At 73.2% G+C, this 16,993-nt stretch carries 12 protein-coding genes; 6 read left to right on the top strand and 6 right to left on the bottom strand.

Annotated features, from left to right (window positions below; all coding sequences use genetic code 11):
• Nucleotides 1-19 precede the first annotated feature (19 nt).
• From CC117_RS06550 to CC117_RS06535, 5 genes are all read left to right on the top strand, one after another.
• Nucleotides 20-2,194 carry an APC family permease gene (locus tag CC117_RS06550; RefSeq protein ID WP_071082834.1) on the top strand — a complete coding sequence of 725 codons (2,175 nt, stop codon included), beginning with the start codon at nucleotides 20-22 and terminating at the stop codon, nucleotides 2,192-2,194.
• Entirely contained in the window at nucleotides 2,191-3,684 is a 1,494-nt protein-coding gene (locus CC117_RS06545; RefSeq protein WP_198541753.1) for a class I SAM-dependent RNA methyltransferase, read from the top strand. Before CC117_RS06550 ends, CC117_RS06545 begins: the two co-directional genes overlap by 4 nt.
• A gap of 16 nt (nucleotides 3,685-3,700) precedes the next feature.
• Nucleotides 3,701-3,856 carry a hypothetical protein gene (locus tag CC117_RS37285; RefSeq protein WP_157905360.1) on the top strand — a complete coding sequence of 52 codons (156 nt, stop codon included), beginning with the start codon at nucleotides 3,701-3,703 and terminating at the stop codon, nucleotides 3,854-3,856.
• 910 nt (nucleotides 3,857-4,766) lie between these two features.
• Complete coding sequence (dxs, locus tag CC117_RS06540; protein WP_071082833.1) at nucleotides 4,767-6,722, top strand: 1-deoxy-D-xylulose-5-phosphate synthase; 1,956 nt, start codon at nucleotides 4,767-4,769, stop codon at nucleotides 6,720-6,722.
• A gap of 146 nt (nucleotides 6,723-6,868) precedes the next feature.
• Complete coding sequence (locus CC117_RS06535; protein ID WP_116287713.1) at nucleotides 6,869-8,038, top strand: lysylphosphatidylglycerol synthase transmembrane domain-containing protein; 1,170 nt, start codon at nucleotides 6,869-6,871, stop codon at nucleotides 8,036-8,038.
• Between the two features lie 111 nt (nucleotides 8,039-8,149).
• Here the strand turns inward: CC117_RS06535 and CC117_RS06530 are convergent, their stop codons facing one another.
• The 6 genes from CC117_RS06530 to CC117_RS06505 form a co-directional block, all read right to left on the bottom strand.
• Nucleotides 8,150-10,336 carry a 3-hydroxyacyl-CoA dehydrogenase NAD-binding domain-containing protein gene (locus CC117_RS06530; RefSeq protein ID WP_071082832.1) on the bottom strand — a complete coding sequence of 729 codons (2,187 nt, stop codon included), beginning with the start codon at nucleotides 10,334-10,336 and terminating at the stop codon, nucleotides 8,150-8,152.
• A gap of 99 nt (nucleotides 10,337-10,435) precedes the next feature.
• A complete protein-coding gene (locus CC117_RS06525; protein ID WP_071082874.1) occupies nucleotides 10,436-11,641 on the bottom strand; it encodes a thiolase family protein in 1,206 nt (401 codons plus the stop codon).
• 234 nt (nucleotides 11,642-11,875) lie between these two features.
• Complete coding sequence (locus CC117_RS06520; protein ID WP_071082831.1) at nucleotides 11,876-13,363, bottom strand: ribonuclease D; 1,488 nt, start codon at nucleotides 13,361-13,363, stop codon at nucleotides 11,876-11,878.
• Between the two features lie 111 nt (nucleotides 13,364-13,474).
• Complete coding sequence (locus CC117_RS06515) at nucleotides 13,475-14,158, bottom strand: DUF3000 domain-containing protein (RefSeq protein ID WP_071082830.1); 684 nt, start codon at nucleotides 14,156-14,158, stop codon at nucleotides 13,475-13,477.
• A 224-nt stretch (nucleotides 14,159-14,382) separates the two neighbouring features.
• Complete coding sequence (locus tag CC117_RS06510; RefSeq protein WP_084131649.1) at nucleotides 14,383-14,598, bottom strand: hypothetical protein; 216 nt, start codon at nucleotides 14,596-14,598, stop codon at nucleotides 14,383-14,385.
• Nucleotides 14,599-15,047: 449 nt separating this feature from the next.
• Nucleotides 15,048-15,413 (bottom strand): DUF3817 domain-containing protein, encoded by a 366-nt coding sequence (locus tag CC117_RS06505; RefSeq protein ID WP_071082828.1) that lies wholly within the window; start codon nucleotides 15,411-15,413, stop codon nucleotides 15,048-15,050.
• 170 nt (nucleotides 15,414-15,583) lie between these two features.
• Here CC117_RS06505 and hemE point away from each other — a divergent pair, with 170 nt between their 5' ends.
• Nucleotides 15,584-16,666 (top strand): uroporphyrinogen decarboxylase, encoded by a 1,083-nt coding sequence (hemE, locus tag CC117_RS06500; RefSeq protein WP_071082827.1) that lies wholly within the window; start codon nucleotides 15,584-15,586, stop codon nucleotides 16,664-16,666.
• The last annotated feature ends 327 nt before the right edge of the window (nucleotides 16,667-16,993 follow it).

Below are 16,993 nucleotides of genomic sequence, written 5' to 3'. Positions count from 1 at the left end.
CGCTCGGTAGCATCGCCGCGTGGCGCTCACAGACCGACTGAAGCGCGGATTCGTCGGTCGTCCCATCGGGAGCGATCGGCTTGGGGAGACCCTCCTGCCGAAGCGGGTCGCGTTGCCCGTCTTCGCCAGCGACGCGCTCTCGTCCGTCTCCTACGCGTCCGAGGAAATCCTTCTCGTTCTGGCCCTCGGCGGGCTGACGTTGCTGCACTACACGCCGTGGATCGCCGCGGCGGTGGTCATCCTCATGCTGACCGTGGTCGCCTCCTACCGGCAGAACGTGCACGCCTACCCCAGCGGCGGTGGGGACTACGAGGTGGCCTCGGTCAACCTGGGCCCCCGGGCCGGCCTGATGGTCGGCAGCGCGCTGCTCGTCGACTACGTGCTGACCGTCGCCGTGTCGGTCTCGGCGGGTGTCGCCAATCTGACATCCGCGGCCACCGGCCTGGCCGAGCACAAGGTGCTGCTGGCCTCTGTGCTGGTCGTCCTGCTCACCCTGGTCAACCTGCGCGGGGTGCGGGAGTCCGGCTCGGCGTTCGCCGTCCCGTCCTACGCCTTCATCGTCGGCGTGCTGGTCATGATCGTCACCGGCCTGGTGCAGACCGCCCTCGGGGATGCCCCCCGGGCCGAGAGCGCCGGCTACGAGATCCACGCCGAGCACGACTACACCGGGCTGCTGCTCGTGTTCCTGATCCTGCGCGCGTTCGCGTCCGGCTGCACGGCGCTGACCGGCGTCGAGGCGATCAGCAACGGCGTGCCGGCCTTCCGCCGGCCCAAGAGCCGCAACGCAGCCACCACACTGCTGCTGATGGGAACCATCGCCGTCACGATGTTCGTCGGCGTCACGGCCCTCGCACTCATCTCGGACGTCCACATCACCGAGAACCCGGCCGATCTCGTCGGCGGCGACGGCAGCGACCAGCGGACGGTCATCGCCCAGATCGCCGCGGCGGTGTTCGGCGACGGCTCCCCGGGCTTCGTGTACGTGGCGGCCGTCACCACCCTGATCCTCATCCTCGCCGCGAACACGGCGTTCAACGGCTTCCCGGTGCTCGGCTCGATCCTCGCGCGGGACGGCTACCTGCCGCGCCAGCTCCACACCCGCGGCGACCGGCTCGCCTACTCCAACGGGATCATCGTGCTGGCCGGGTTCGCGATCCTGCTCATCGTCGTGTTCGACGCCCAGGTGACGGCGCTGATCCAGCTCTACATCCTGGGTGTGTTCATCTCCTTCACCCTCAGCCAGACCGGGATGGTCCGGCACTGGGCGCGCCTGCTGCGCGGTTCGGCCACCCCGCCGGAGGAGGCCGACGCAGGCGCGTCGGGCACCGTCGCCGGCAGCGTCGACGACCAGCTGACCGGACGGGTGCCGCTGGAGCCTGCCATGCGGCGCCGGGTCCGGCGGTACCAGGCGGTCAGCTTCCTCGGCGCCTGCCTCACCGGTGCGGTGCTTATCCTGGTGCTGCTCACGAAGTTCACCCGCGGGGCGTGGATCGTCTGCATCGCCATCCCGGTGATCTATCTGGTCATGCAGGCCATCCGGCGCCACTACGACCGGGTCGCCACCGAGCTGACACCGGAGCCCGGCCCGCCGACGCTGCCGTCCCGCGTGCATGCCGTGGTGCTCGTGAGCAAGATGCACGCCCCGACCCTGCGGGCGCTGGCCTACGCGAAGGCCACCCGGCCACACACGCTGGTCGCGTTGACCGTCGCCGTGGACYCGGCGGAGAGCGAACGCCTCCGGCAGGCCTGGGAGGAGCGCGACATCAAGATCGATCTGGTTGTACTCGCCTCGCCGTACCGGGAGGTCACCCGGCCGGTGCTCGAGTATGTCGCCCGCATCCGGCGCGAGAGCCCGCGGGACGTGGTCGCGGTGTTCGTCCCCGAGTACGTCGTCGGGCGCTGGTGGGAGCATCTTCTGCACAACCAGAGCGCGCTGCGGCTCAAGGCCCGGCTGCTGTTCCAGCCCGGAGTGATGATGACCAGCGTGCCCTGGCAGCTCGAGTCCAGCTCGCACGCCAGGGTGCGGCCCGAGCACGCGGGAGCCGGCGCCGTCCGGCGCGGCCGGGCTGCCGTGCCGACCGGTCAGTCCCGGTCGTCCCGGCAGCCGCCGGGGTCGGAGCAGCCGGGTAAGCCGGGTAAGCCGGGTAAGTCGGAGCAGCCAGGTGGGTCCGAGCAGAGCAGGAGCGGGACGTGAGCGGGCGACCGACGCTGCGCGGCGGTCCGGCCCAGCCGGGGCGGGCGGGCCGAGGAACCCAGCCGGGCCGGGCGGCCCAGCCGGCCCGCGCCGAGCGGGTCGCGCGGACCCCGGTGCCGCCGAGCGAGCTGGTGGAGCTGGAGGTCGGGGCGGTCGCGCACCACGGCCTGTGCGTCGCGCGGGCGGACGGCCGGGTGGTGTTCGTCCGGCACGCGCTGCCGGGGGAGCGGGTCAGGGCGAGGATCACCGACGTCTCGCACGACCGCTACTGGCGCGCCGACGCGGTCGAGGTCCTCGTCGCGTCCCCGGACCGCGTCGAGCCACCGTGCCCACATGCCCGGCCAGGCCTGTGCGGGGGTTGTGACTGGCAGCACGCCTCGCTGGACGCGCAGCGGCGCCTCAAGGCGCGGGTGGTGGAGGAGTCACTGCGCCGGATCGCGGGCCTGGACCTCACCGTGCTGGTCGAGGCGCTGACCTCCGCCGCGCCGGACGGGCTGGGCTGGCGGACCAGGATGCGCTTCTCCCGAACCCCCGACGGCGGAGTCGGGCTGCGCGCGCACCGCTCCCACGGGGTTGTCGCCACCCCGGACTGCCGTATCGCCGACCCGCTGCTCGCCAGCGTGATCGCCGATCCGTCCTTCCTCCAGGGCCCGGCCAGTCCGGACCGCACCGGCCAGGCGGTGGAACTCGTCGCGATGCCGGCTTCCCCGCCGGACCGCGAGTCCGGCGCGGTCGCGTACTCGACCAGGTCCGGCAGATGGCAGGTCGTCCAGGTGCCGTCCGGCGAAGGCGGGGCGGAGCCGGACAGCCGGCATCCGGACAGCCGGCATCCGGACGGCCCGCGTTCGGACGGCCCGCCGCCACCCGAGGCCGAGGTCCAGGTTGTCGAGACGGTCGAGGGCCGCCGCTTCCATCTGGAGCCCGGGGTCTTCTGGCAGGTCCATCCGGCGGCCGCGGCGACGCTGGTCGCCGCGGTGCGGGACGCGGCCGGCGCAGCGCCCGGCGACACGGCGCTCGACCTGTACAGCGGCGCCGGGCTGTTCGCCGCGTTCCTCGCGGCAGCGGTCGGCCCGACCGGCCAGGTCATCGCCGTGGAGTCGGACGAGGCCGCGGTCCGTTCCGCCGCCCGCAGCCTGGCGGACCTGCCGTGGGTCTCGTTGCGGGCGCTGCGCGTCACCCCGGCGACCGTCAGCCGCCTGACCGGCGGCTCCGCCCGCCCCGGGGTCGATGTGGCGGTTCTCGACCCGCCGCGCACCGGGGCCGGCCGGGAGGTCATGACCGCGCTGCTCGCGCACCGGCCGCGCCGGGTCGTCTACGTGGCCTGCGACCCTGCGGCACTCGGCCGGGACGTCGCGGTGGCCGCGGGCGAGGGGTACCGGCTCACCGGGCTGCGCGCGTTCGACATCTTCCCGATGACCTCGCACGTCGAGTGCGTCGCGATCCTGGAGCCGACGTCCGCCCACGACCAGACGCAGGCCGCGGGGCGGTGACCGGGGGAGCACCCGGTTGACCGCTGACGGGCGCGCGACCGCCGAGCGGGCCCGTCTCGCCTCGTCGCCTGGCCGGTGTGTCGGGTGGATCGGCGGCCTGGTGAACGGCGCGCGGGAGAAGCCGCCGCATTGTCTGCGGGTTGTCCGTATCCAGCGCCGGCCCGAGTATTGACCGGGGTTCCGCGCGGATCCGGATCGCATTCCGCCGTTGCCCGGGTATCGGGTCGTATATGCCCGATTCGACCGTGCTCCTTTCCGCGGAACCGCTGATGCGGCTCGCTCGCCCGCTGCCGGAGTCGGCGGCGGAGGTCGGGCTTCTGGGCGACCGTGCCGGGACAGCCCGCGCGATGACRGGCGCGACGGCGGGGTGGCGGGCCCCGGTCCTGGCGGACCCGTCCCTTGGTCCCGGGACGCTGGTCGCCCCATCCAGGTCGTTGGTCCGGGTCGGAGGCACCAGGCATCTACCCTGGATACCTGGTATCAGACGGTATGGGCTGTATGTACCACCGGTTGGTGGGCGTGATCGCAGGTCATCAGACCGTGCGCGGCGGCATCGGCCCTGTCCGGAAGGATTGCGGGTTCGCGATGGGACCCGGGATGGCATGGCTGATGACCATGGGAGGCCGCGCCGGGTCCCGCGGTCGGTCCGCCCCGCGGCCGCCCCGCCAGGCACCTGCTGACTCTGGGTAAGGTTGCCGGTGACAATCGGGGGTACCGGCACGGGCCAGTGTGATGTCACGAAAATGTCACGGGTAGATGACATGYGTATGCACGGTCGTCCGAAAGTCCCAAGGGGCGGGGGAGGAAAGCCTGCCGGGCGGTCCCCAGCTCGTCCCTCGCGGGACCACACCGTCCCGGACGGGGCGGCGGCCAACGTGTCACGCCTGGTTCGCGGGCTCTCTTCCGCAGTTACCCGACGCACATTCCCGGCAGCGGGAGGGGGATTCTACCGCGACCTGGTGGAATACCTGACGCTCTCCGGGCAGCTCACATGTCGGGAGCCTGTCTGCGGACCCCGGGGCGTGCTGCGTAGACTTTGCCGGACCCGGACCGATCCCCTTTCGGGGGAGGGAGAGCACGCCGTGTCGCTTCTGTCGACGATCGACAGCCCGCAGGACGTCAAGCGCCTCGACCACGAGGAACTGGTGGCGCTCGCGGCCGAGATCCGTGATTTCCTCATCAACGCGGTGGCCCGTACAGGCGGCCACCTCGGGCCGAATCTGGGGGCTGTCGAACTCACTCTCGCTATTCACAGGGTATTTGATTCGCCTTTCGACCGGGTCCTGTGGGACACCGGGCATCAGTCCTATGTTCACAAGATTCTGACGGGTCGGCGGGAGGCATTTGACCGACTCCGTCAGCGCGGCGGGCTCTCCGGCTACCCATGCCAGGCGGAGTCCGAGCACGACATCATCGAGAACTCGCACGCCTCGACGGCACTGTCCTACGCCGACGGCCTGTCGCGGGCCTACGCGCTGCGTGGGGAGAGCCGTGCGGTCGTGGCGGTCGTCGGTGACGGCGCCCTGACCGGTGGCATGTGCTGGGAGGCGCTGAACAACATCGCCGCCTCCGACCGGCAGGTCGTGATCGTTGTCAACGACAACGGCCGCTCCTACTCGCCGACCATCGGCGGGCTGGCCGATCACCTCGCCTCGCTGCGGCTGGCGCCCGAGTACGAGCAGGTCCTCGACGTCGTCAAGCAGGTGCTGGGTCGCACGCCGCTGGTCGGCGCGCCGCTGTTCGACGCCCTGCACGGCATCAAGCGGGGCATCAAGGACGTCGTGACCCCGCAGGGCATGTTCGAGGACCTGGGGCTGAAGTACGTCGGCCCGATCGACGGCCACGACGTGGCCGCGATGGAGTCGGCGCTGCGTCGGGCCAAGGACTTCGGCGGCCCGGTGATCGTGCACGCGATCACCCGGAAGGGCTTCGGCTACCCGGCGGCCGAGCAGGACGAGGCCGACAACTTCCACGCCGTCGGCGTCATCAACCCGGCCACCGGCAAGCCGGTGTCGGCGTCCAAGGGCACGACCTGGACGTCGGTGTTCTCCGAGGAGATCGTCCGGATCGGCGCCGAGCGGCCGGACGTGGTCACCATGACCGCGGCCATGCTGCAGCCGGTGGGCCTGAAGGCGTTCGCGAAGGCGTTCCCCGACCGGGTGTTCGACGTCGGCATCGCCGAGCAGCACGCGGTCACCTCCGCGGCGGGCCTGGCGATGGGCGGCCTCAAGCCGGTCGTGTGCATCTACGCGACGTTCCTGAACCGGGCGTTCGACCAGGTCCTGATGGACGTGGCGATGCACCGCCAGCCGGTGACCTTCGTGCTCGACCGCGCCGGGATCACCGGCGAGGACGGCGCGTCGCACAACGGCATGTGGGACATGTCGTTCCTGCAGGTCGTGCCCGGTCTGGCGATCGCCGCACCGCGGGACGAGGCCACCCTGCGGGCCGAGCTCGACGAGGCGATCTCGACCACCGACGGCCCGACGGTCGTCCGCTACCCGAAGGGCAAGATCGCCCCGGAGACGCCGGCGATCGACAAGGTCGGCGGGGTCGACATCCTGTACCGGGCGCCGGCGGTGGCACGTCACCGCGAGGTGCTGCTGGTCTCTGTCGGCGCGATGGCCCCGACCTGTCTGGACGTCGCCGCGCGCGTCGCCAGCCAGGGCATCGGTGTCACCGTCGTCGACCCGCGGTGGGTCAAGCCGCTGGACCCGGCGCTGGTCGAGCTGGCCCGTGAGCACGACCTGGTCGTCACGGTCGAGGACAACGGCCGGGTCGGCGGTGTCGGCGCGTCCGTCGCGCAGCTGCTGCGCGACGCCGACGTGGACGTCCCGCTCCGTGAGTTCGGGGTCGCCCAGCGGTTCCTCGACCACGGCAAGCGTGACGAGGTCCTCGCCGAGGTCGGTCTTGCCCCGCAGGACCTCGCCCGCAAGGTGATCGAGGCGGTTGCTCGCCGCCAGAACGCGCTGGCGGAAGAGGTCGAGTCGGCCGGCACGAACAAGTCCAGCCAGGCCTCCGCGACCGGCCAGGTCTGAGTCGCTCCGCGGCGCCCGCTGCCCGGCGCGCGCCGCGGGGCCGACGCCCCGGGCCGGAACTGCCGGTTCCGGGCCGGAGCTGCCGGGTCGCGCCTTCCGCGCGGCCCGGCGCTGGTGGTCGTGCGAGGACGTCCTACGCTGACCTGGTGACAGGCGTCAGCGGGGCGGATCCAGACGGGGACGCCCGGATCGACGGGACCCCGCCACGCCACCGGGGTGCCCGCTGGTGGGCTGTGCGCGGTGCGCTGGTGGTTGCCGCGGCACTGCTGGCCGTCGCACTGGTGCGGCAGTGGAACGACGTCCGCGACTCGATCGGTGACCTGACGGCCCTCGGCCTCGGCGGTTCCGCCGTGGCCACGGTGCTGGCGGTCGGCGCCACCGTCCTGTCCTGGCGGGCGGTGATCGGCGGGCTCGGCGCGCGGCTGCCGCTGCGGGCCACCGTGCGGATCTTCTGCGTCGGCCAGATCGGCAAGTACATCCCGGGCAGCGTGTGGCCCGTCCTCGCGCAGATGGAACTGTCCCGCGACTACGGCGTCTCCCGGCCGACGTCGGCCTCGGCGAGCCTGGTGGTGCTCGCGCTGGCGGTGCCGTGTGGCGGCGTCACCGCGGCAGCCACCCTGCCCTTTGTCTCCCGGGACGCCCTCACCGACTACTGGTGGGCGCTGGCGGTGGTGCCGCTGTTCGCGGTCGTGCTGTTCCCGCCGGTGCTCTCCCGGCTGCTCGCCCTGGCCTTCCGCCTGCTGCGGCGCCCCCCGCTGGGCGAGCCGCTCACCGCCGGCCCCATCCTCGCCGGCGCCGGCTGGCTGATCGCCGGTTTCGTCTGCTACGGCATCGGGACCTGGCTTCTCGTGCGCGACCTCAGCCCACAGGTCGGTGGCGCCCGGCTGGTCGCGCTGTGCGTCGGTGCCTACGCACTGGCCTGGACCGCGGGCTTCCTGGTCCTGGTGCTGCCGGCAGGGGCGGGGGTGCGCGAGGCCGTGCTGGTGCTCGCCCTCGCCCCCGCGCTGTCGAGTGGCCCGTCGACGCTGATCGCCGTCGTCGCCCGGCTGCTCGCCACCATCGCGGACATCTTCTGGGCCCTGATCGGGGTCGCGCTGCGGCCGCGGGGCGAACCGGCCACTGCGGGTGGCCCGCCTGCCTCGCCCGCCTCACCCGTCGTGTTCACCTCGCCCGGCCCACCCGGCTCGTCCGAGAAGCCGGCCGCGTCGCCCCAGGGGCGTGTCGAGGACGGCCTCAGCGTGAGGGAGACGCGCGGAACCGCATCGGGAGGCCCAGGAGCTGCGACCGTGGTTCCGGGCGCGCCTCGCGTCCGCTGAGCCCCACCCCGGCAGCCCAGCTGTGTGCGGGCAGCCCAGCTGTGCGTGGACGGCCGCCGCCCAGCCCGGTCGGTGGGACCGGGCTGGGCGGCGGTGGCAGCCGGAGCCGGCTCAGGCGATCGTCGCCACGCCGGACGGGTTGAAACGCTGCCCGGTTGCCTTCTCGCTGATCCCGGTGCGGTCCAGATAGGGCGTGATGCCGCCGAGGTGGAACGGCCAGCCCGCGCCGAGGATCATGCACAGGTCGACATCCGCCGGCTCGGCGACGATCTTCTCGTCGAGCAGCAGCCGGATCTCCTGGGCGAGCGCCGTCAGCGCGGCCTCGCGGACCTGCTCCTGCGTCAGGGCCGCGGTCGTGCCGGCATCCGCGCTCCCTGAGCCCCCCGCCGCCGGCCCGTCGGCGGGCCCGCGGACGAGCTCCGCGGCCTGCAGGTCGACGATCTGCCGGCCCTGCGCGTCGGTCGTGTAGAAACCGGTCTTCCCAGCGGCGACCAGCCGGGCCAGGCCGGCCGGATCGCGGAACCGGTCCGGCGCCGTGCCGTGCAGGGTCTGCGCCACGTGCAGCGCCACCGGCGGCCCGACCAGCGACAGCAGGACGAGCGGCGACATCGGCAGGCCGAGCGGGTCCAGAGCGGTGTCGGCCTGCTCGATGGAGGTGCCGGACTCGGTGGCGGCGAGCACCTCGCCCAGGAACCGGGTGAGCAGGCGGTTCACCACGAACGCGGGGGCGTCCGCGACCAGCACGGCGTTCTTCTTCAGCTTCCGGGCCACCGCGAGCGTGGTCGCGACCGTGRCGTCGTCGCTGCGCGGGCCGCGGACCACCTCGACGAGGGGCAGGACGGCCACCGGGTTGAAGAAGTGCAGGCCTGCCACACGCTCGGGATGGGTCAGATCGGCGGCCATCTCGGCCACGGACAGCGCCGAGGTGTTCGTGAGCAGCACGGTCTCGGGCTTGACGTACGTCTCCAGCTCGGCGAGCACCGTCTTCTTGATCGCCATGTCCTCGAAGACAGCCTCGATGATCAGGTCGGCGTCCGCGAACGCGTCCTTGGTCAGCGAGCCGGTGACGCCGGCCTTCAACCGGTTGGCCCGGTCGGGCGAGATCCGCCTGCGCTGGAGCAGGTTGTCGAACTCCTGGTGGACGCGGGCGACTCCGGCGTCCAGGCGTTCCTGGTCGAGGTCGGTGATGACCACCGGGACCTCCAGCCGCTGCGCGAACAGGGCGGCGAGCTGGCTGGCCATCAGGCCGGCGCCGACGACCCCGACCTTCGTCACCGGCCGGGCCAGCGAGCGGTCCGGGCCGCCGGCCGGCCGCTTCGCCCGCTTGTTGACCAGATCGAACGCGTAGAGGCCGGCGACAAGCTCCTCGCCGGCACCGAGGTCGGCCAGTGCCGCGGACTCGGCCGCGTAACCCGTGTCGACGTTCGCTGTCTCGGCCAGGGCCATCAGTTCGAGCGCGCGGTAGGCCGCCGGAGCGGCGCCGTGCAGGCGGGCATCGGCGAGGGCACGCCCGCGCTCCAGCGCCGCCGCCCACGCCGCGCCCCGCTCGACCGGCCGCCGGGCGGCGGCCGGGTCCTCCTCACCACGCAGGACCCGGCCGACCCAGCGCAGCGCCTCCTCAAGGAAGTCCGCCGGCTCCAGGAGGACGTCCCCCAGTCCGAGGGCGAAGGCCTGCGGGCCGCGCAGGGTCCGGTTCTGGCTGAGCGCGTTCTCGATCATGATCGTGACCGCGTTCTCGGGGCCCACCAGGTTCGGCAGCAGCTGGGTGCCACCCCAGGCCGGGACGAGCCCGAGGAACACCTCGGGCAGCGCGAGCGCGGCGATGTCCGTCGACAGGGCCCGGTAGTCGCAGTGCAGTGCCAGCTCCAGGCCGCCGCCCAGCGCCGCCCCGTTGACCAGGGCGAAGGTCGGGACCTTCCGGTCGCCGAGCCGCCCCTCGCCGACCCGGCGCAGCGCCGTGTGCCCGAGTTCGCCGAGCGCGGCGAGCTTCGGTCGGACCTCCTCCGGATCGGTCAGCGACGACCGGTAGGACAGGTCCGCGCCGACGCAGAAGATGAACGGCTTGCCCGTCACCGCGACCGCCGCCACCGGCGGGTCGTGCGCCTCGATCTCCTCGACCGCGGCGATCAGGGACCGCAGCCCCGCCGGGCCGAAGGTGTTCGGGCGGGTGTGGTCGTGCCCGTTGTCGAGGGTGATGAGGGCAACCGGGCCGGCCACCCCGGGCAGCTGCGCGTACCGGACATGGGCATGTGTGACCACCTCGTCCGGATGATCAAGAGTCACCGCGGCGCTGCTCATGCTCCGTCTCCCATTCGGCCGAAGATGTGACGATGCGAAGGTTCGAGGTCGAGGGTGCTGGCGGGTCTGTGCGCCGGCGACCGGGTGCCGGCGGGCCGGTCAGGCGGCCTGGTGGTGGGGGTTCTCCCAGATCGTGGTGGCGCCCATGCCGATGCCCACACACATCGCGGTGAGGCCGTAACGCACCTCGGGGTGCTCCTCGAACTCCCGGGCGAGCTGGGTCATCAGCCGCACGCCGCTCGAGGCGAGCGGGTGGCCGTACGCGATCGCGCCGCCGTACGGGTTGACCCGCGGGTCGTCGTCGTCGAGGCCGAAGTGGTCGAGGAAGGCGAGGACCTGCACGGCGAACGCCTCGTTGAGCTCGAACAGCCCGATGTCGTCGATGGTCAGGCCGGTGCGGGCCAGCGCCTTCTCCGTGGACGGGATCGGGCCGACTCCCATGACCTCCGGTTCCACGCCGGCGAACCCGAAGCCGACCAGCGTCATCTTCCGGCTCAGGCCCAGCTCCGCGGCGACGTCGGCGGCAGCCAGGACGCACCCGGTGGCGCCGTCGTTGATGCCCGCGGCGTTGCCCGCGGTGACCCGTCCATGCGGCCGGAACGGCGTCCGCAGGCCGGAGAGCCCCTCCAGCGTGGTGCCGGGGCGGGGCGGCTCGTCCGCGGTGACCAGCTCCCATCCGCTCTCGGCGTGCCGGGCCGCGACCGGGACGAGATCGGGCTGGATCCGGCCGTCCGCGTAGGCCTTCGCCGCCTTCGTCTGCGAGGCGACCGCGTAGGCGTCGGCGCGCGCCCGGGTGATGGCCGGGTAGCGGTCGTGGACGTTCTCCGCGGTCAGGCCCATCACAAGCGCCGACGGGTCGACGAGCTTCTCGGAGACGAACCGGGGGTTGGGGTCGACCCCCTCGCCCATCGGGTGCCGCCCCATGTGCTCGACACCGCCTGCGATCGCCAGATCGTAGGCACCGATACCGATGGCGGACGCGGCCGTGGTCACCGCGGTGACGGCGCCGGCGCACATCCGGTCGATGGAGTAGCCCGGCACCGACCTCGGCAGCCCGGCGAGGATGCCGGCCGTCCGGCCGAGAGTCAGGCCCTGGTCGCCGATCTGGGTCGTCGCCGCGATCGCAACCTCGTCGATCCGCTCCGGCGGCAGGGACGGATTGCGCCGCAGCAGCTCACGGATGACCCGGACGACCAGGTCGTCCGCCCGGGTCTCGGTGTAGACACCCTTGGCCTTGCCGAACGGCGTACGCACCCCGTCGACGAACACCACATCGCGGATCGAACCCCGCGCGTTCACGAACACCACCGGCCTCCTCGACGCACTTGTCCGTCGACGGCGCGTATCCGGCCCGCCGCCACCGGTGCCCGGCCGGGCGCCCCGAAGGTGGTGCCGACCGTGACGGCCACCAGCCTACGGCAGGAGTTACCGGTGGGTAGGTAATGGGCGTCACTCCAGTGGTGGATCATTGCTCTGGATCGGCGGCCTATAATCCGCGCCCGTCTTCCGTGTGGCGGGGTGGCGCAGGTGACGGGCCGATCAGGTCGCGGACGGCTCCCCGCCGGCGTCACCGGCGTCACCGGCGTCACCGGCGGCCTGCACGCGCGGCGCCGAACGCCGGGTCCTGGCCGCCGCCCCGGTCGCGGTGGCGGCGGAGGTCGAGGCGGCTGGCGCTGTGCGGCCTGGCGGCGCGGGGGGCGGGTCCGCCAGCGCGGCCGCCACCGCGGTGGCGGTCAGGGCCACCTGCCACGGCCGGGCCCCACCGGTCGTGAGTGCCGCCGTGACGGCCGCCGCGTCCCTGCCCGGCGGCGGGCTCCAGGTGACACGGCGCGCCAGCGCGGGCTCCAGCAGGTTCTCGACCGGCATGCCCTGGTCGTCGGCGATGGCGCTCAGCGTGGCCCGCACCCGGGCCAGCCGGGCGGCCGCCACCGGGTCGCGCTCGGCCCAGCGGTTCTGGGGCGGCAGCCCGTCCCCACCCGGCCCGGCGCTGCTCGGGAGCTGGCTGTCGGGCAGCTCGGCCGCCGCGCGGAGGGCGTCCATCCACGTCGTGGCCGACCGTCGCAGCCGGTGGCCGGAGAAGACCGGCAGCCGGGTCAGGGCCGCGGCGTCCTCGGGGGCCTTGAGGACGGCGTCCATGATCGYGCTGTCGGGGAGCACCCGCCCGGGCGCGATGTCGCGGGCGCGGGCGACCCTGTCGCGGGCCAGCCACATGGCGCGTACCGCGGCGAGCTGGCGCCGGTTGCGCGCCCGGTGGATGCCACTGGTGCGGCGCCACGGTTCGGCCCGTGGCTCGCGCGGGGGGGCGGCGGCGATCGCGGCGAACTCCTGGCGGGCAAAATCGATCTTGTTCTGATCGGTCAGCTCCGCCTCCAGATGGTCGCGCAGCTCCACGAGCAGCTCCACATCGAGCGCGGCGTAGCGCAGCCATGGCTCGGGCAGCGGCCGGGTCGACCAGTCGGCGGCGGAGTGCCCCTTCTCCAGCCCGTAGCCGAGGACCCGCTCGACCATCGCGCCGAGACCGACCCGCTCGTAGCCCAGCAGCCGCCCGGCGAGCTCCGTGTCGAACAGGGTGGACGGGTGCAGCCCGAGTTCGGCGAGGCACGGCAGGTCCTGGCTGGCTGCGTGCAGGACCCATTCGGCCTCGCCCACCGCGGCCTGCACTCCGCTCAGGTCGGGCAGCGCCACCGGGTCGATGAGCAGCGTTCCGGAGCCGCGGCGGCGGATCTGCACGAGGTAGGCCCGCTGGCTGTACCGGTAGCCGGACGCCCGCTCGGCATCGAAGGCGACCGGGCCGTTGCCTGCGGCCAGGCGCTCGGTGGCAGCCACGAGGTCCTGCGGGTCCTCGAGTACGGGCGGCACGCCGTCAGCCGGTTCCAGCAGGGGGATGGGGACGGTCGCCGACGCGTCGGCGGCAGCATCGGCTGCCGCACCCTCACTGACCAGGTGTGTTGAGTCAGGAACCGTCGACGTCACGATCGGCGATGGTACGTGTGAATGACCGTGCTGGCAGCCCAGACGGCTGAGCATTCGCACTGATTATACGCTTAGTGTTCGTTCTTAGCGTACGAGTAGTCATGATGGCTGCGTTCTGTTGACATACCGGGCGCGCAGTGTCCGCACCGGGCGCGACGTGATGACTCAGGCCCGACGCGCAGGTAGCGGCACGACCCCGGAGAGGCGCGGCGGAAGACCRGCCATCGCCGCGAGGAGATCGGCGAACGAGTGCAGGTGCGCTGCCGCGTCCAGCGGATCCCAGCCGGGGCCCGGATCGGTGCCCCCGCCCGGGCTCGCCGGGCCCGGATCGCTCCCCCCCGGAACGGCCGATGTCGGCGACGCCCAGTCCGGTGACGCCCAGTCCGGTGACCACGAGCAGCGCAGCTCCACGTCGAAGTTGTCGCCGTCCGCGGCGAGGACCCCGAACCGGCGGGACGAGGTGGTGGTCACCGTGCCGCCGAGGGCGCGGACCTGGGCGCCGTGCGACTGCAACGACTCCCGCAGCCAGGACCAGGCGACACCGGGCAGCAGCGGATCGTCCGCCACCTCGGGGTCGACGGACGCCCGGGCGTAGCACACCACCCGGCTGCTCCCCTCCCAGGCGTCCTGGCCGTCCGGGTCGAAGAGCAGGACGAACCGGCCCGAGGCGGCCTCGTCGTCGTCGGTGAGGCCGCCGGCGAGCGCGAACGCGAACGGCGCGATCCGCGACGGCGCGGGAATCTCCCGAATGCTCACGTCGGACCGCAGGTCCGCCAGCGCATCTCGCAGCGCGTCGGTGGCGGCCACGAAGAGCGCAGGCGCACTGAGCTGCGACCGCGTTCCCCCCATGGCGGCAACGTTAGGGGCTGCACCGTGATCACGCTGGTCGGACGCCGGAGACGGGCGCCTGGCACCATCCGGGCGGGCATGGCCCGATCTGGCCCAGGGTGGTGGGGCCTGTTCGGGGGGTGATGATGGCGCGGGCCGGGCGGCGCCGAACGCCGCCGCCGGGCGAACGGGGGGCCGGAACGGGCCAGCCGGGACGTCCGGCTCCGGGACGGGGCTGTGCAGGCTCACGCGGCGGTCCTGGCGTTGGTACCCGCGGGAACCACCGCGGTCGCGGTGACGGGAACGGGCGCGGGGACGAGTCCGACGAACACCGCGTGGCCGCAGGCAACACAGGCCCGCTCCGGGCAGTCGGCGCCGTGGCCGTCCTCGCAGGGGGGTTGCTCGAACCGCTGGTCACGCCCGCATGCCGGGCAGTGCTGGACGTGCTCGTCGGTGCTCACCCGGACCTGGTCCACTCGCGCATCACTCCCCGGGGCACGACCGCCTTGTTCACCTGGCTGCGACCCACGGGCCATCGAGGCGGCGGGGCTGCCGCCGGATCTCGCTCCGGACCGGGCCCGCCATGGCGCGCAAGGACGCGCAATACCTCGACCGCATGGCGCGGACGAGCCCGCGCCGCCGCCCACCTGGGGGATGTGTTCCACCCGGGGGGTTGCGTCGACGAGAAATCCTGCCGCCGTTGGCCGGTCGGAAGTGGGCTGATCGTGGTACATCGCCGACCGTTGCCGCCCATTCCGACTGGACTGACGGTGCCATGGGTGGGGCGGTTCTCCGCGCATTCCCCCCGGCGTGTCGCGTCAGGTCGGCTGTGCGCGGTGCGGGGCCGAAGCGCCATCCGAGCGGGTGGTGGCGATTCGTGCCGGCCCGCTCGCGGACCGCACCCGGTCGCTCAGCCCGCGGGTGCGGACCGCGCGGGGCCGGCGGTACCGGACTGCCCGTCGGTGGCATCCAGGGGCCGCAGCCAGTGGCGCTCGACGAAGAACGGCGCGACCGGGAGAACCGACGCGCCGAGTGCGAGGAGAGTGCGCACGGGGCGCCAGCGCCGCAGCACCGACACGTAGAGCACCAGCAGGCAGTATGCGATGAACAGAGCGCCGTGGACCGGCCCGAGGACCTTGACGCCGATCTCCTCGTCCGCTCCGTGCTTGACCGCGGTCGCCACGAGGAGGAGCAGGAAGGAGGTCGCCTCGGCCAGCGAGACGAGCCGGGCGGCACCCACGGGCCAGAAGCCGCTCTGGGGGGAGGGGTCGGTCATCGGAATCTCCTCGCGTAGCCGCGGCCGCGCGGGATGCGCTGTGGCCTCTCGGGGGTCCGTTGCCGGCGGCACCGGATTCGCCGCTCTGACTTCTACTGCGGGTAGAAGATATCGCACACAGTCGTGTGCCCTACCCGGCATCTGTTCGCCCGGCGTGCAACGATCGGGCCATGTCCCTCGGAACCACCGCTGTCGCGCCGCCTCGTTCCGGGCTCTCGCCCCGACGTCGAGGCCTCACCGCGACCTCGCCTTTTCTGCGTGCCGCGGCCGGGGACCGCCCGGAGCGCGTGCCTGTCTGGTTCATGCGGCAGGCCGGCCGGGTGCTTCCCGAGTACCGCGCACTGCGCGCCACCACCGCCATGCTCGACTCCTGCCGGAACGCCGAGATGGTCACGGAGATCACCCTGCAGCCGGTCCGCCGGTTCCGGCCCGACGCGGCCATCTTCTTCTCCGACATCGTGCTGCCGCTCGCCGCGGTCGGGGTGGACGTCGACATCGTCGCCGGGGTCGGGCCCGTGGTGGCCCACCCGATCCGGGCCCGTGCCGACCTCGACGTCCTGCGTCCGCTCCAGCCCGACGACGTGCAGTACGTCAGCACCGCCGTCGGGATGCTGATCCGTGAGCTCGGTGAGACTCCGCTGATCGGCTTCGCCGGAGCCCCGTTCACCCTGGCGAGTTATCTGATCGAGGGGGGACCCAGCCGCAGTCACACCCGCACCAAGGCGCTGATGTACTCGGACCCGGAGCTGTGGCATGACCTGCTCGGCCGGCTGGCGGAGATCACCACGGGCTTCCTGCGGGTCCAGGTCGACGCCGGCGCCGACGCCGTCCAGCTGTTCGACTCGTGGGCGGGCGCCCTCAACGAGGAGGACTACCTGCGCTACGTGGCCCCGCACAGCGCCCGGGTCCTGGCCGCGTTCGCCGACGACGGTGTCCCGCGGATCCACTTCGGGGTGAACACCGGCCAGCTGCTCGGCGCGATGGGCGCCGCCGGTGCGGATGTCGTCGGGGTCGACTGGCGGGTCCCGCTGGACGAGGCCGCTCTCCGCGTCGGCGGGGACCGCGCCGTGCAGGGCAACCTCGACCCGGCCACGGTCTTCGCCCCGGCCGACGTGCTGGCGGAGAAGGTGCGCGACGTCTGCCGCCGCGGCGCGGCCGCGCCCGGCCACATCTTCAACTTCGGGCACGGGGTGCTCCCGGAGAGCGACCCGGGCGTGCTCGCGCACATCGTGGATCTCGTCCACGAGTTCTGAGCGCCACAGCTCGGAGCGCCACGGCCTCTGAGCGCCACGGCCGCCGTCGGGCCGGGCGCCGAGCCCGTCGGCCCGGTCCGCGGGTCTGTCCGGGCTGGTGCGAGTGGCCCGTCCGGGGGATCATCCATGTGCCGCGGAGGTGACGCGGCCGGGGCGGGTGGCCCAGGTACCGGGCGGGCGCGCCCGGTGAGCGGACGGTCCCGCTCCGACGGTGCGTGTACTGACGGGACCTGCCGTGCCGCCAGCCCGCATCCGGGGGCGAGACTGGACGCCGGCCGCGGAATCCGGCGGGCCCGTCAGCGCGAGGTCGGCGCCGCCGCGCCCGCG

The organism is Parafrankia colletiae (genome assembly GCF_001854655.1).
Lineage (GTDB): Bacteria > Actinomycetota > Actinomycetes > Frankiales > Frankiaceae > Parafrankia > Parafrankia colletiae.
This window is presented reverse-complemented; position numbering and strand designations above follow the sequence as displayed.

Coding starts and splice junctions, on each gene's coding strand:
- CC117_RS06505 (WP_071082828.1), bottom strand. CDS start 15,413: ATGACCGACCCCTCCCCCCAGAGCGGCTTCTGGCCCGTGGGTGCCGCC.
- hemE (WP_071082827.1), top strand. CDS start 15,584: ATGTCCCTCGGAACCACCGCTGTCGCGCCGCCTCGTTCCGGGCTCTCG.